Source organism: Ancylobacter sp. GW821-FHT10E12, from assembly GCF_058809335.1.
In genome coordinates this window covers 368,638-382,166 of the sequence record NZ_JBXASN010000002.1, presented here as the reverse complement: position 1 = coordinate 382,166, position 13,529 = coordinate 368,638, and the positions used below count along the sequence as shown (strand labels likewise).

Here is a 13,529-nt window from a genome sequence, read left to right as displayed (position 1 = left end):
GTGGATGACGGTGCTGATTGGTGGAAATCGGATGCCGCTACGATGCCGGGCGGTGAGACCTGTCACAAACGATTTGTTCGGCACACATGCATGAGCTAGGTTCATGCATGACGGAGGTGGTGTATGAGAAAGAGGCGACTGCCGCCTTTGAATGCGCTGAAGGGGTTCGAGGCCGCGGCGCGCCATCTCTCCTTTACCCGTGCGGCCGACGAGCTTCACCTCACGCAAGGGGCGGTCAGCCGGCAGGTGAAAGAGCTTGAGATCGAGCTGGGCCAGGACCTGTTCGTGCGCCACACACGACGCATCGAACTCACCGCCGAGGGCGAGCAGTTCTATCGCGTGGTCGAGGGGATCTTCGACGAGCTGGAGCGCGCCGCCTTGCGACTGACGCGCCGGCGCAGCGATCCCGCCATCACCATCAGCGCGCTGCCGACGATCGCCACCGTCTGGCTGATGCCCCGGCTGCATCTTCTGATCGCCCGCCATCCGGAGATCGAGGCGCGCATCGTTTCTTCGATCGAAGCGGCGGACCTCCTCGCCCACGACGCTGATATCGCCATCCGGGTCGGCCGTCTGCCCGGCCGGCGCTACGAGCGCACCCAGCCGCGCATCGAGCTGCCGATGGTCGCTCGCTGGGACGGCGTGCACGCCGACGAACTGTTTCCCGACCGGCTCGTGCCGGTCTGCGTGCCTGCGTTGCTGACGAATGATGTGCGAGAGGCGGCCGATCTCCTTGCCTATCCGCTGATACATACCACCACGCGGCGCTATGCCTGGCCCGACTGGCTGCGGGCCAATGGCGTGCGCTACGAGGCGGAGAGCGATCCGCACCTGCAGTTCGGGCATTTCTTCATGGCGCTCGACGCGGCGCGGCAGGGGCGCGGCATAGCGCTGGTGCCGGATATCCTGCTGGCGCAGGACGAGGGCGCGCGGGGGCTCTGCATTCCCTATTCAAGCGAGATTGCGAGCGCGGGCGAATACTACCTTCTCATCCATGAATCGCGGATGGACGATCCGCGCGTGCAGGCCTCCCGATCATGGCTTCTCGACGAGGCGGTAGCCCTGCGCAAGCGCAGCTTCATCTCCTCACCGAATGAGGCCCTTAGCCATCTCGGTTAGGCCCGCGCGCAATCGCGCCTGCGGCCGGATTAGTAGGCCCGCGCTACCATCTCTCGGCTTGAACGGTCTTTTAAGCCACGCCGTCAGCCGTCGGTTGAAGCGGTCACGGACTTCCAGGCTTCGATTTCCTGCTTAAGGCGCTCGATCCTGTCCGACACGAGTCCAAGGGCATCGCTGCCGAGCAGGAGCTGCGGCGGAGGGTTGCCGGAAGCGACCAGGTCCAGAACGGCTGCCGCAAGCTTGTCGGGATCGCCAGGCTGCTTGCCGCTCCTGGCCTGCCGTGCCTGCCGGATCGGATCGAACAGCGCATCGTAGTCCGCGATCGATCGCTCGGTCCTGATCATCGAACGTCCGGCCCAGTCCGTCCGGAAGGAACCGGGGCACAGGGCCGTCACGTGGACGCCGAACGGCGCCATCTCGGCGCGCATGACGTCCGAAATGCCCTGAAGGGCGAACTTGCTCCCGCAGTAATAGGCGATGCCGGGCATGGTGATCATGCCGCCCATCGAGGTCACGTTCACGATGAACCCGCTGCGCCTTTCGCGGAATCGCGGCAGGAAGGCCTTGGCGACCGCGACCGCGCCGAAGACGTTCACGTCGAACTGGCGCCGCATCTCCTCAAGAGGCGCCTCCTCCAGTATCCCCTCGTGACCGTAGCCGGCATTGTTGATCAGCGCGTTGACCGGCCCGTGGTCCTCCTCTGCCTGCCGGACGACGTCGGCTATCCGGTCGAACTCCGTCACGTCGCACAGGATGGACCGCACCGCCGGCAGGCGCTCCGCGAGAGCTGCCCGCGACGGTTCCGAGCGGACGGTGCCGATGACCGTATGGCCTTGGCGAACCGCGGCCGCTGCGATCGCGAAGCCGAAGCCGGAATTCGCTCCGGTAATGAAGAAGGTCTTCGGTGACATGATAGGCGTTCTCTCCTTGATGGGTCGGTGTCCATGACTGATAGTCTTCGGAGAGGCGGGCATCGATCGCGAAAACTATGAATATCTTGTCAGATCCTATGAATGCGGAGAACGAGAGGCCGGAGCGCCGCGAGCTGGTGGAACTGGCGGGGCTGCTTGCCCCTCGCCACGGCTACAATCCGACAGGGCTCGATGGGGTCCGCATTCTCAGGACCGAGGCGGTGCTTCACGACGTCCCCGTGCTCTACAGGCCGGGCGCGGTGTTCGTGCTGCAAGGCCGCAAGCAGGGCATGCTCGAAGGCGACGTCTATCTCTATGACGAAGAACACTATCTGGCCGTGTCGGTGCCCGTTCCATTCCGGATGGAATCCGTAGCCAGCGCAGCACGCCCCTTGCTTGCGGTCTATGTCGAGTTCGACATGCGGCTGGCGGCCGAAATCGCCTCGGAGGTCGGGGCGAGGCGTTCCGAGCCGACAGCCGGCAGGGCGAGGGGCCTGGTTTCAAGCCGGATGGAGCCGAGTATCGAGGATGTCGTGCGGCGCTTGCTGCGGGCGTTGCACGATCCTGTCGAGCTTGCCGTTCTGGGAGCCGGCATCCTGCGCGAGCTGCATTACCGGGTGCTCGTCGGCCCGCAGGGCGGCGCGATGATCTCGGCCCTGCAGCACCGGGGCCCATCCGGGAGGATCGTGCAAACCCTCGCCCGGCTGCGCGAAACCTACGGTTCGCGGATCTCGGTGGCCGCGCTGGCGAGTGAAGCAGGCATGAGCGTTCCCTCCTACCACGTCCATTTCAAGGCCCTGACAGGCAGCAGTCCGATACAGTACGTGAAGGCTCTGCGGCTCCACGAGGCCCGCCTGATGATCGCACGCCAGAACAGGACGATCGCCGAGGTCGCGGCATCGGTCGGCTACGCCAGTCCCGCCCAGTTCAGCCGTGACTTCAAGCGACACTTCCGACGTACCGCATCGGAAGAGGCCAAATGGGTTCGCCGGCATCTGGGCGAGCTTGCCTGAACGTCTCGGCAGGAATGGGGGCGAATGGGTGCCTGCCTCATTCGCGGCTCTCTCCGTTTGCCGCCCGGACGGCAAGGGATTTGACAGGCTTCCTACTAGAAGGTAGGTAAAGGCATGAGCAATTTATCCACCACCGCCGACGACATCCTGGCTTGCGCGCGTTCTCTGATCGTCGCCGGCGGCTACAACGGCTTCAGCTATGCCGACATCGCGGATGTGGTCGGCATTCGCAAGGCGAGCATCCATCACCATTTCCCCAGCAAGGTCGATCTGGTCCGAACGCTGGTTGCGCGGTATCGGCAAGAAGCTGCAGCGGGGATGGCGAAGCTCGAAACTCAGGTGTCCGATCCGCTCCAACAGCTTCGGTTCTACGTTGGGTATTGGGAAGCCTGCATCGCGGACGCCAGCGCTCCGTTTTGCGTCTGCGCGCTGTTGGCAAGCCAGCTTCCCGTCCTGCCCGAGGAAGTCGGCCTGGAGGTCCGGGCGCATTTCCGCTCCCTGTCGGAGTGGCTGGCATCCGTGCTGGAGCGTGGCGCGCGGCACGGTCAACTTCAGCTGACGAGTAGCCCGCGTGCCGAGGCCGAAGCGTTCATGGCGACGGTTCACGGCGCGATGCTTTCGGCGCGGGCCTATGGCGATCCGAAGATATTCGCTGTCGTGACAGATCCGCTTTTGGAGCGACTCGCATCGCGCTTCCCCTCTGATGCAAGCCACGAGGGCGATGAGGACAGTCATGATCGAGATGAAGGGAGGTCGAAATGACCGCCCTTGGCTTAGCCAAACGTCGATACAGGGCGCGCCTTAGTGCATTGAACGAGTTGCACTTTTCATAGCCGGAAAAATCGAAATCGGTTGTGGCCGGCCCTCGTCGAGTGGTCCGGGGTGTGATGGTCGTTCACGATCCGCATGAAGTGCTCGGGCCTGGCGGTCCGATCTGACGTTTGAAGGAGCCTGCGAAGCTTACCTTCGCGGGCTACCTACTAGTTGGAAGAATATTCAGCGACTGAACACAAAGGAGACCGATATGTTTGGAGTTTCACCACTCGGCTGGGTGCATACGCTCGGCAGCCTGCCCGCCATTCCGCTGGCCATCTATATGTTTGCCCGCCACGGACGGATCGTGCCCCGGTCAGCGCCCGGCGTCGCTTATTTCGTCTCGATGCTGATCGGCGCGGCAACGGCGTTCCTCGTCGCGCATCAGCCGGTGAGCTACGCCATTGGCGCGGTAACGATCCTGCTGCTGCTCGCCGGATACGGCATCGGTCGTGTTTCGAGCTTGGGGCGTGCGGGCAAGTACCTCGAAACGATCTTCCTCAGCCTGACGGCGTTTCTGCTGATGTTGCCGACCGTTACCGAAGTCCTGCGCCGTGTTCCAGACGGCCATCCCTTGGCTGCCGATCTGAACGCGCCGCTTCTCCTCGGCTCTCAAGCCAGTCTCCTCGCCATTCTGGTTGTCGGCTTGACGGCCCAAATCGTCCATTTGCGGAGGCAAGGCAGGCGCGCTTCATTCGCCTCATGATGTGGGCGGGCAGATAATGCGGCACCGGCGTTCAACACCGATGATCGACCGCCAATGGGGAGCGCCGACCTCGCTATACGTCTGCGACACGATCTTCGCAGGGAATGTCCGTTGACGGAAATCATTGCAGCGCGCCACGAGTTTCATCCCGTCTTGCCCTGTCGCTTGTCTCGACGGCGGTCTTCTCGCGGGCCGATCGCCTAATTGCGCAGGCCATCAGCCGGGCCCAAAGAGCGAGGCTGGCGCGTGAGTGAATCGCGCCAGCGCCTCGGGATCGAGCGTGATGCCGAGCCCCGGCCGGGCGGGGATGCGCAACTGGCCGTTGGCATCCACGTTAAAAGGCTCGGTGACGATGCCGTCGACATAGGCGCTGCCGCCGATGAACTCGACCAGCGCGCACTGGGGCAGGGCGGCCGCGAGCTGAAGGTCGGCGGCGAGGCCCAGCGCGGTGTTCCAGCCATGACCGACATAGGCAACGCCGAATTCGTCGGCGAGCCGGGCAATGCGCCGCTGCTCGCTGAGGCCGCCTACCTTGGTCACGTCCGGCTGCACGATGTCGAAGGCGCCGCCTGACAGCCAGGGCAGGAAGCTCTGCCGGCGGGTGAGCACCTCGCCTCCGGCGATCGGCACCGGACTCGCCCGGCGCAGGGTACGAAAATCCTCCAGCGCGTCGGGCCGCAGCGCTTCCTCAAACCAGCCGACCTCATAATCCTTCAGCATCTGCGCGGTATTGAGCGCCCACTTGAGCCCCTGGGGCCAATGAGCGTCGCTCGCCCCGGCATCGACGAACAGCTGGGCATCCGGCCCGGCGGCCTCGCGCGCCGCGCGCACGATCGCCTCGTCCAGCCGGGCGCTGCCCCTTCTGCCGAAGGGCCCCCAGCCGATCTTGAATGCCTTGAATCCCCGCTCGCGGTGCGGATGGATGATGTCGCCCATGCGCTCGGGTTCATCCATCAGCAGCGAGCAGTAGGGGGTCACCCGGTCGCGATAGGTGCCGCCGAGCAGCCGCCCGACCGGCTGGCCAAGTGCCTTGCCGAGAATGTCCCACAGTGCGATGTCGATACCGCTGATCGCATGGGTGAGGCTGCCGCCGCGGCCCATCCAGAAGCTGTTCTGGTGCAGCTTCTCGCTGACGCGCTCCGGTTCCAGCGCGTTCTCCCCGCGCCAGAGCGGTTCGAGCACGTCCACCGCCGCCTGCACCAGCCGGCCGTCGGTAAAGACGCTGCCGTGTCCGGTGATCCCCTCCTCGGTGTGAACGGCGATAAGAGCGTGGATGGAATCCTCCGGCCTGATTTCGGCGGACCAGCCGCCTTTCGGGCTCTCGCCGAACAGCGGAGCGACGGCGATGGAGCGGATGGTGACCTTGGGCAGGGCGATATCGGACATGAAGGGGAACTCAGCTCTTGCGACCCGGCGCCGACCAGCCGCGCTGTGGCCAGCGCTCCAGTCGTCGCACAATGAGAGCGGCCGGATAGCCGACCGCGAAATAGAGGAAGGCGGTGACGGTGTAGACGGTGAAATACTGGTAGTTGCGCGCCGCAATGATCTGGCCGGAGAACATCAGTTCCTGCACCGTCACCGCGGAGGCGAGCGCGGTATCCTTGAACAGGGCGATCAGGTCGTTGCCGAGCGCAGGCAGGCCGTGACGACGACGCCCATCTTGCGCAAATATTCGTCCGCCGCCGAGCCGGCGACGGCGCCCACCTTTTTGCCCTTCAGCCCGTCGAAGGAGGGGATGCCGGCCCATTTCAGCGCCGCCTCGACGAGCTCGATGTCGAGCCCGCCCGCCTTCTTCGTCGCCGGATCGAGCGAGGAATAGGGCGGGGAGGGCGAGAAGCCGAGGGTGACGCCTTCTGCCTTCGCCCGCGCGAGGGACGGATCGCCGCAATCGGCGAACAGCGCCGGTGCCTCGAACCGGAACTCCTGCGCACGCGCACTGACGCTGGCGACGGCCGCGAACAGGGCCGCCAGTACGGTTTTCAGCATGGCATTCTCCTGGCTGGAAGGGCCGATCCGGGCCGGCATGAACAAAAATATTACTTAATGTGGATATTCTGTCCAGATATAATCCGGGCATGCGCGATTGTTCGGTTGAAAAATATGATTTATATGAAGCGTATCGAAGTGTTCTTGCCGGCTGCCCGCCGGCGCAAAGGATGCGATGATGAGGCCGGCGATGCAGATGATCGGGAGAGCGCAATTGGTGGAACGTCCCTCAACGCCGCGCCGGCGCGCCGAGGCGGTGGAAACCGAGAGCGGATCGGACGAACCGGCGCGCCGTCCGTCCCGTCCGTCCGGCTATCGGATCAGCGGCGTGCAGGGACACGTGATCACCGAGCTCGGTCGCGCCATCGTCTCGGGCCGCTTCGCGCCGGGTGAATTGCTGCCGCGGGAACCGGATCTGATGGCGGAGTTCGCCGCGAGCCGCCCCTCGCTGCGCGAGGCGCTGAAGGTGCTCGCCGCCAAGGGGCTGATCGAGATGCGCCAGAAGGTCGGCACGCGGGTGCGCCCGCGCGACCTGTGGAACACGTTCGACAGCGACGTGATCGCCTGGCATTTCGGCGAAGGCGACGGAACCGCCGCGCTGCGCGATACCATGATGCGCGATCTGATCGAGCTGAGGCTGATGATCGAGCCAGCCGCGGCCCAGCTTGCCACCGGTCGGGCGACGATCGAGGATCTGCGCCGTATCCGCGCCGCTCTCCACGCGATGGAGGCGACCAGCGGCGATCTCACCAGCTACGCCCATGCCGACGTCGCCTTCCACATGGCGGTGTTCGCCGCGAGCCACAATGTGCTGCTCGGCAGCTTTGCTCACCTGGTCGCCGACTTCCTGCATCTGAGCTTCTCCATCCAGCAGCAGGCATTGAAGGCCGACAAGAGCATCGAGGACGATATCGGCCAGCATCGGCTGGTGTTTGAGGCTATCATCGGCGGAGAAGGCGAGGCGGCGGCACGTGCCATGCGCGACGTGATACTCGATGGCAAGGATTCGCTGCTCGCCGCGCTCAAGTGACGGGCGAATTCCCGCAGCCACTCACGCTTGAGTGGGCGCATGGCGCCTTGCGGGTGGTTCCCGTGGGCGCGATGCTCGCCGAGCTCGTCTTCCATTTGCCGGATGGGCCGTTCGCGCCCTTTGCCCGGCCGCACTGGTCGCCGGACGATCCGTCGCTGCGCCACCTGCCGGCCCATCTGCGCCATCTCGGCGCGGAATTCGTGTGCTTGCCCTTCGGCGTCGGCGGGCCGCTCCACGATATCGCGCCGGACTGGCGGGATTTCGATCTTGAACGCCGCAATGATCCTGCCCATGGTCTTGCTGCCAATGCGGTGTGGACGGTGGAGGAGCATCGCGCCGACCGCCTCCGCCTGACGCTGGACTATCCGGCCGGGCATGCGGTGCGAAGGCTCAGCCGCGTCTTGACGGTGCGGCCGGACGCCCCCGTGCTCGACCTTGAGCTCACCATCGAGGCGCGGCGCGCGACCCGCCTTCCGCTGGGGCTTCACCCTATCCTCTCGCTTGATGTCCCGGTGGAGGGCCTGCACCTCCACGCCCGGTTCCGCCGCGGCTTCACCTATCCGGCCGCCGTGCCCGGCCAGGCGATGCGCGCCGCCATCGGCCGCGATTTCGGATGCCTTGCCGTCGTTCCCGCACGCGCGGGCGGGTTCATCGATCTGGCGCGCCTGCCCAAAGCGGAGCCGACGGAGGATGTCGTGCAGCTCTGCGGGATCGAGGGGCCGGTGGAAGCGGTCTTCGCGGAACGCGGCGCGGTGCTGAGCCTCGCGTGGGACCGCGAGCTTCTGCCGTCGTGCCAGCTGTGGATCAGCGATCGGGCGCTCGCCGACGCGCCCTGGGATGGGCGCTATCGTGGACTTGGCATCGAGCCGATCGCCGCCTGCTTCGACTTCGCCGAGCCGGTGTCGCTGGCCGACAACCCGCTCGTCGCAGCCGGCACGCTGACCAGCCTCGCCGTCACGCCGGAGCGTCCCACCATCATCCGCTACCGCCTCGCGGCGCGCCCGTTGTCGTATCGTCAGAAGGTGGCGGATACGCCGCCATCGGCGAGCAGGATCTGGCCGGTCACATAGCGCGCATCGTCCGAGCACAGGAAGAAGGCGGGCCCGGCGATGTCGACCGCCTCGCCGGGCCGTCGCAGCGGGATGCGACCGTGGCGGATATAGATGTCGCGGAACCATTCGGTCTCGTGCTCGTGGCCGCTGCCGTCGGGCAGCTGCGCCATGTGCGTGTCGATAAAGCCGGGAGCGAGCGCGTTGACAATGATGCCCTCCGCGCCAAGATCGCAGGCGAGCGCGCGGGTGAAATTGACCAGCGCTCCCTTTGCGGTCGCATAGGCGAGAGAATCGCGGGTGCCGCGCACGCCCTGGATCGAGGCGATGTTGAGGATGCGCCGCCCCGCTTCCGCGCGCCGGATGAGCGGCAGCAGGGCGAGCGTGACCCTTATGGCGCCGTCCTGGTTGATGTCGAGCACGGCGCGATAATGCTCGAAACTCATGGCGTCGACGCCGGCCGCGTCGAGGATGGCAGCGTTGTTGACGAGGATCTCGCAGCGGCCATACCGGGCCTCGACCGTGGCGGCGAGCGCCGCAACGGAGGTGGGATCGGCAATGTCGACGCGCAGCGCCAGCGCTGCCGGCCCGAGCTCGGCAGCCACCTCCCGGGCGCTCGCCTCGTCGATATCGGCCACCACCACATGGGCGCCCTCGGCGGCGAACCGCTCGGCTATGCCGCGGCCGATGCCATGCGCGCCGCCGGTAATGATGGCAACGCGACCATCCAGGCGGCGGGTGGCGGAAGGGGCGTGCACGGTCGGGGAGGGCATCGGGGGGTCCAGGTCATCGCGAGGGTGGTGGGCGAGGGGAGCATAAAATATGATGTTTGGTGCGGTCAACCGCTTCGGGGCCGGCTGTCGAACGAGCATCCTCTCGCATGACCGACGTATTTTCGCCATTTCGCATCTGCGAGATGATTGACGGTGAAAATAAAATATGATTTTTTGATTTCAAGCCAAAACGGCGCCAGATGGAGAACGGACGATGAATTGGATGTCGAGGGCAGTCGCTGCGTCGCTCACCACGCTCACCCTTCTCGGCTCGGCGGCGGCCGTTGCCGGGCCGAAGGGCGAGGTGCGCCTCCTTGCCTATGAAGGCTATGCCGATCCGGCCTGGGTCGACGAATTCCAGAAGGAAACGGGCATCACCGTAAAGGTGACCTATGTCGGCGGTGTCGACGAACAGATCGCCAAGATGAAGGCGTCCAGCGGCAAGGACTACGACGTCATCACCATCGATACCGCCAGCCTCAAGACCTATGCCGACCAGAAGCTTATCACGCCCATCGACAAGGCCAAGCTCACCAGCGCCGGCAATCTCCTGCCCGACTTCCGGGACATGGCGAGCGCCACCTTCGATGGCGCCACCTATGGCGTGCCGTGGGCCTGGGGGTCGCTCGGCATGGTCTATGACAAGAAGACCTTTCCCACCGCGCCGGAAAGCTGGGAGGTTCTCTGGGACCCCAAATTCAAGGGCAAGGTCATCTCGCTCGACGACGCGAACAACGCCGTCAATTTCGGCGCCATCATGCTGGGCATCAAGGATCCCTTCAAGCTCGACGATGCGCAGTTCGCGCAGGTGAAGGACAAGCTGATCGCCCTCAAGCGCAACCTGCTGACCTATTTCGCCGGCTTCGACGAGGGCACAACCATCTGGACCGAGAACGATGTCGTGCTGATGTTCTCCATGGGCGAGCTCGCCGCCGTCAATCTCCAGAAGAAGGGTTTCGACGTCGGCTACACCATTCCCAAGGAGGGTGCGGTCGGCTGGCTCGACAATCTCACCGTCAGCGCCGGCACGTCGAACCCGGACGCCGCCTATGCCTGGATAAACTTCGTGCTGCAGAAGAAGATCGGCGCCGACATGGCAGAGAAGTTCGGCTATGGCCCGACCACCGATACCCCGCAGGGCATGGACTATGCCGGCCGGCTGATCTGGGCGCAGAACCCGGAGGACTATACCCGCCGCCAGGCGATCTGGAATGAGGTCAAGGCGGCCGAGTAGCTGTCGCCTCTTCCATCGGGGGGCTCGTTCGGCCGGCCCCCCGAGACCTCGGGCGGCGTCATGGACGCCGCTGTTTCCCTCGGCCGGATTGCGGGACGACGCGCGTGCAGCCTCTCCTCCATCTCGAGAATATCTCGAAGCGCTATGGCGCCGTGCGCGTCCTCGACGGCATCGACATCACCGTGGCGGACAACGAGTTCCTCACCATTCTCGGGCCGTCCGGTTCGGGAAAGACCACGATCCTGCGGATCATCGGCGGCTTCGAGGGGATTGATGGCGGGCGGCTGATGTTCGAGGGCCGCGACCTTGCTGCCGTGCCGATCAACCGCCGCCCCTTCAACACCGTCTTCCAGGACTACGCGTTGTTCCACCATATGACGGTGGCGCAGAACGTCGGCTACGGCCTGAAGGTGCGCGGACGGCCGAAGCCGGAGATCGCCGCGCGGGTCGCCGAGGTGCTGGAAACGGTGGGGCTCGGTGCCTTCGGCGGGCGCTATCCCGCCCAGCTTTCCGGTGGACAGCGCCAGCGCGTGGCGCTTGCCCGCGCGATCGTCTGCGAGCCGCGTCTCATCCTGCTCGACGAGCCGCTCTCGGCGCTCGACGTCGAACTGCGCGCGCAGATGCAGCGCTTCCTCAAGTCGCTGCAGCGCCGGCTCGGCATCGCCTTCGTCTTCATCACCCACGACCAGGAGGAGGCGATCGCGCTGTCCGACCGCATCATCGTGGTGAATCATGGTCGCATCGAGCAGCAAGGCGCACCGGAGGAGCTCTACCGGCGCCCGCGCACGCCTTTCACGGCCTCCTTCCTCGGCGAGAACAACCTTGTCTCCGGCTCGCTGGCCGCCGTCGACGGCACGCTCTGCGCCGTCGACACCCCGGCCGGGCGCCTCGCCGCGACGGTGGACGTGCCGCCGCCCCTGGTGGGAGGCAAGGTGCTGGTGGCGGTGCGGCCCGAACATATCCGGCTCGACCCTGCCGGGGCGGCCGCTCCGTCGGGGCTGGCGGCCGAGGTGGCGGATGTCCGCTTCCTCGGTGCCAACGTGCTGATCGAGCTCAGGCATCCGGCGCTGCCGGGCACGATACTCAAGGTGCGCCGCCTCGCCGACGGCTCAACCGCCGGGCTGCAACCGGGACAGCGGCTCGTCCTCAGCTGGGCGGCGGGCGATGCTGCCCTGCTGCCGGCGACGGAGTGAGGCGCGCCATGGACCGGGCACATTCTCGCAAAGGCCAGGACCTTCTGCGCGCCGGACTGCTGCACGCGCTCAATCTCGGCCTGCCTCTCGTCTTCGTGGTGACCCCGATCCTGTCCTTCGTCGTGGTCAGCTTCTGGACCCTGCAGGACGGCCAGATCCTGCGCATCCCCACGCTCGCCAACTATCTCGCCTTCTTCGCCGAAGGCAGCTACCTCCCGGTTTACCTCCAGACCGTCGGCCTCTCGCTGCAGGTCACGGTGGTCAATGTCGTGCTCGCCACCGCCATCGCGCTGTTCATCTTCCGCCGGACTCCGCGGATCCGGTTCCTGATCCTGATGAGCTTCATGCTGCCGCTTTTCATGAGCTACATCATCAAGGTCTATTCGATCCGCTCCATTCTCGGCCAGCGCGGGCTCCTGAACGAGGGGATGATGGCGCTCGGGCTGATCGATCAGCCGATCGAGGTGCTGCTGTTCTCGCGCACCGCCATCTTCATCGCCTTGGCGGTCCTCTATCTTCCCTATGCGATCCTGCCGATCTATCTCGCGCTTGACCGCATCCCGGCGAATTATCTCGCCGCTGCCGCCGATCTCGGTGCCACGCCGGTGCAGACGCTGCGCGACGTCGTGCTGCCGCTCGGCCGGCCGGGAATCGCGGCGGGCGGCGTGTTCACGTTCATCCTCACCTTCGGCGACTTCGTGACGCCGCAAATGGTGGGCGGTACCCAGGGCTTCACCTTCGGGCGCATCGTGTTCAGCCAGTTCGGCCTCGCGCTCAACTGGCCGCTCGGCTCGGCGCTCGCCGTCATCCTGCTCGCCACCACGCTTTTCGCGGTGGCGCTCGCCGGGCTCATCCTCAGGCGGGAGCATGTGCGATGAGGCAGAAGGCGCCACTCCTTGACGCGCTGCTCGGGCTTGTCGCCGGGATCGGCCTCGTCGCGCTCTACGCGCCGCTCCTCGCGACCGCAGCGATCTCCTTCTTCCAGATCGTGCGGGTCCGCGGCAGCCTTGGCTTCGCGCCCTTCTCCCTCGGGCCCTATGCCGCTTTGCTCGCCAATGGCGAGATCCTCGCGGCGCTTGCCACCTCGCTCGTCGTGGCGACGGTGGCCAGCCTCGCCGCGCTGATGCTGGCGCTGATGTTCGCCCTCTACTTCGTCTCGGCGCGTCGCAGCCTCGGCATCGCCATGCAAACCATGGTGTTCCTTCCTTTCCTGCTGCCGCCGATCATCACCGGCCTGTCACTGCTCATCGCCTTTCGCGAGATTGATCTTGGCCGCGGCCTCGCCACCATCATCATCGCCCATATCGTCTTCATCGTGCCGGTGGTCTACCGGACGGTGCTGGTGCGTCTGCAACTGCTTGGCGCCAGTCTGACCGAGGCCTCGCTCGATCTCGGCGCCTCTCGGCTGCAGACGCTGCGCTATGTGATCCTGCCGCAGATGCGGCCGGCGCTGATGTCCGGCGTGCTGCTCGCCTTCGCCATCTCCTTCGACGAGACGCTGATCACCCTCTTCGTCGCCGGGTCGCAGACGACGCTGCCCATCCGCCTGTGGGCGATGATGCGGGTCGGCTTCGTCCCGGAGATCAACGCCCTGGCGACGCTGATCCTTCTGTTCACTGCCGCCATCACCTTTGCCATCGGGCTGATGCAACGCGCCGGGGAACGTGCCTGACACGCCCCGCCGCCGCTCCGCCCCAACATC

General features: G+C 65.6%; 15 protein-coding genes. 10 read left to right on the top strand and 5 right to left on the bottom strand.

What is annotated here, in order from left to right:
• Nucleotides 1–123 precede the first annotated feature (123 nt).
• Complete coding sequence (locus AC1RU4_RS04160; protein WP_492889740.1) at nt 124–1,119, top strand: LysR substrate-binding domain-containing protein; 996 nt, start codon at nt 124–126, stop codon at nt 1,117–1,119.
• An 83-nt stretch (nt 1,120–1,202) separates the two neighbouring features.
• On the opposite strand, the gene AC1RU4_RS04155 is transcribed toward AC1RU4_RS04160, so the two are convergent.
• Entirely contained in the window at nt 1,203–2,030 is an 828-nt protein-coding gene (locus AC1RU4_RS04155) for an oxidoreductase (protein WP_492889739.1), read from the bottom strand.
• Between the two features lie 77 nt (nt 2,031–2,107).
• On the opposite strand from AC1RU4_RS04155, the gene AC1RU4_RS04150 reads away from it, so the two are divergent.
• The 3 genes from AC1RU4_RS04150 to AC1RU4_RS04140 all read left to right on the top strand — a co-directional run bounded on the left by AC1RU4_RS04150 (nt 2,108) and on the right by AC1RU4_RS04140 (nt 4,562).
• Nucleotides 2,108–3,043: an AraC family transcriptional regulator gene (locus AC1RU4_RS04150; protein WP_492889738.1), complete on the top strand. Its 936-nt coding sequence runs from the start codon at nt 2,108–2,110 to the stop codon at nt 3,041–3,043.
• Between the two features lie 114 nt (nt 3,044–3,157).
• The gene (locus AC1RU4_RS04145) at nt 3,158–3,805 is read left to right on the top strand and encodes a TetR/AcrR family transcriptional regulator (RefSeq protein WP_492889737.1); all 648 of its coding nucleotides are present in this window, start codon (nt 3,158–3,160) and stop codon (nt 3,803–3,805) included.
• A gap of 262 nt (nt 3,806–4,067) precedes the next feature.
• A complete protein-coding gene (locus AC1RU4_RS04140; protein ID WP_492889736.1) occupies nt 4,068–4,562 on the top strand; it encodes a hypothetical protein in 495 nt (164 codons plus the stop codon).
• A 216-nt stretch (nt 4,563–4,778) separates the two neighbouring features.
• On the opposite strand, the gene AC1RU4_RS04135 is transcribed toward AC1RU4_RS04140, so the two are convergent.
• From AC1RU4_RS04135 to AC1RU4_RS04125, 3 genes are read right to left on the bottom strand one after another with little or no spacing between them, the layout of a single operon-like run.
• The gene (locus AC1RU4_RS04135) at nt 4,779–5,948 is read right to left on the bottom strand and encodes a mandelate racemase/muconate lactonizing enzyme family protein (protein WP_492889735.1); all 1,170 of its coding nucleotides are present in this window, start codon (nt 5,946–5,948) and stop codon (nt 4,779–4,781) included.
• A 10-nt stretch (nt 5,949–5,958) separates the two neighbouring features.
• Complete coding sequence (locus AC1RU4_RS04130) at nt 5,959–6,141, bottom strand: hypothetical protein (protein ID WP_492889734.1); 183 nt, start codon at nt 6,139–6,141, stop codon at nt 5,959–5,961.
• A gap of 35 nt (nt 6,142–6,176) precedes the next feature.
• Complete coding sequence (locus AC1RU4_RS04125) at nt 6,177–6,548, bottom strand: hypothetical protein (protein WP_492889733.1); 372 nt, start codon at nt 6,546–6,548, stop codon at nt 6,177–6,179.
• 217 nt (nt 6,549–6,765) lie between these two features.
• Here AC1RU4_RS04125 and AC1RU4_RS04120 point away from each other — a divergent pair, with 217 nt between their 5' ends.
• Nucleotides 6,766–7,578, top strand: coding sequence for a FadR/GntR family transcriptional regulator (locus AC1RU4_RS04120; protein WP_492889732.1), 813 nt, complete (start codon nt 6,766–6,768; stop codon nt 7,576–7,578).
• Between the two features lie 71 nt (nt 7,579–7,649).
• Nucleotides 7,650–8,648 carry a hypothetical protein gene (locus tag AC1RU4_RS04115; protein ID WP_492889781.1) on the top strand — a complete coding sequence of 333 codons (999 nt, stop codon included), beginning with the start codon at nt 7,650–7,652 and terminating at the stop codon, nt 8,646–8,648.
• On the opposite strand, the gene AC1RU4_RS04110 is transcribed toward AC1RU4_RS04115, so the two are convergent.
• The gene (locus tag AC1RU4_RS04110; protein ID WP_492889731.1) at nt 8,594–9,400 is read right to left on the bottom strand and encodes an SDR family NAD(P)-dependent oxidoreductase; all 807 of its coding nucleotides are present in this window, start codon (nt 9,398–9,400) and stop codon (nt 8,594–8,596) included. The two genes, AC1RU4_RS04115 and AC1RU4_RS04110, sit on opposite strands and share 55 nt — an antisense overlap.
• 223 nt (nt 9,401–9,623) lie before the next feature.
• On the opposite strand from AC1RU4_RS04110, the gene AC1RU4_RS04105 reads away from it, so the two are divergent.
• The 4 genes from AC1RU4_RS04105 (at nt 9,624) to AC1RU4_RS04090 (ending at nt 13,499) form a co-directional block, all read left to right on the top strand.
• Nucleotides 9,624–10,634: an ABC transporter substrate-binding protein gene (locus AC1RU4_RS04105; RefSeq protein WP_492889729.1), complete on the top strand. Its 1,011-nt coding sequence runs from the start codon at nt 9,624–9,626 to the stop codon at nt 10,632–10,634.
• Nucleotides 10,635–10,738: 104 nt separating this feature from the next.
• Nucleotides 10,739–11,827, top strand: coding sequence for an ABC transporter ATP-binding protein (locus tag AC1RU4_RS04100; protein WP_492889727.1), 1,089 nt, complete (start codon nt 10,739–10,741; stop codon nt 11,825–11,827).
• 8 nt (nt 11,828–11,835) lie between these two features.
• Complete coding sequence (locus AC1RU4_RS04095) at nt 11,836–12,705, top strand: ABC transporter permease (protein WP_492889726.1); 870 nt, start codon at nt 11,836–11,838, stop codon at nt 12,703–12,705.
• Entirely contained in the window at nt 12,702–13,499 is a 798-nt protein-coding gene (locus tag AC1RU4_RS04090) for an ABC transporter permease (protein WP_492889725.1), read from the top strand. The genes AC1RU4_RS04095 and AC1RU4_RS04090 overlap by 4 nt, the downstream gene beginning before the upstream one ends.
• The last annotated feature ends 30 nt before the right edge of the window (nt 13,500–13,529 follow it).

Bases quoted from the DNA above. Each gene is read 5' to 3' on its own strand.
- AC1RU4_RS04160 (WP_492889740.1), top strand. From the start codon at position 124: ATGAGAAAGAGGCGACTGCCGCCTTTGAATGCGCTGAAGGGGTTCGAG.
- AC1RU4_RS04155 (WP_492889739.1), bottom strand. From the start codon at position 2,030: ATGTCACCGAAGACCTTCTTCATTACCGGAGCGAATTCCGGCTTCGGC.
- AC1RU4_RS04150 (WP_492889738.1), top strand. From the start codon at position 2,108: ATGAATATCTTGTCAGATCCTATGAATGCGGAGAACGAGAGGCCGGAG.
- AC1RU4_RS04145 (WP_492889737.1), top strand. From the start codon at position 3,158: ATGAGCAATTTATCCACCACCGCCGACGACATCCTGGCTTGCGCGCGT.
- AC1RU4_RS04140 (WP_492889736.1), top strand. From the start codon at position 4,068: ATGTTTGGAGTTTCACCACTCGGCTGGGTGCATACGCTCGGCAGCCTG.
- AC1RU4_RS04135 (WP_492889735.1), bottom strand. From the start codon at position 5,948: ATGTCCGATATCGCCCTGCCCAAGGTCACCATCCGCTCCATCGCCGTC.
- AC1RU4_RS04125 (WP_492889733.1), bottom strand. From the start codon at position 6,548: ATGCTGAAAACCGTACTGGCGGCCCTGTTCGCGGCCGTCGCCAGCGTC.
- AC1RU4_RS04115 (WP_492889781.1), top strand. From the start codon at position 7,650: ATGCTCGCCGAGCTCGTCTTCCATTTGCCGGATGGGCCGTTCGCGCCC.
- AC1RU4_RS04110 (WP_492889731.1), bottom strand. From the start codon at position 9,400: ATGCCCTCCCCGACCGTGCACGCCCCTTCCGCCACCCGCCGCCTGGAT.
- AC1RU4_RS04105 (WP_492889729.1), top strand. From the start codon at position 9,624: ATGTCGAGGGCAGTCGCTGCGTCGCTCACCACGCTCACCCTTCTCGGC.
- AC1RU4_RS04095 (WP_492889726.1), top strand. From the start codon at position 11,836: ATGGACCGGGCACATTCTCGCAAAGGCCAGGACCTTCTGCGCGCCGGA.
- AC1RU4_RS04090 (WP_492889725.1), top strand. From the start codon at position 12,702: ATGAGGCAGAAGGCGCCACTCCTTGACGCGCTGCTCGGGCTTGTCGCC.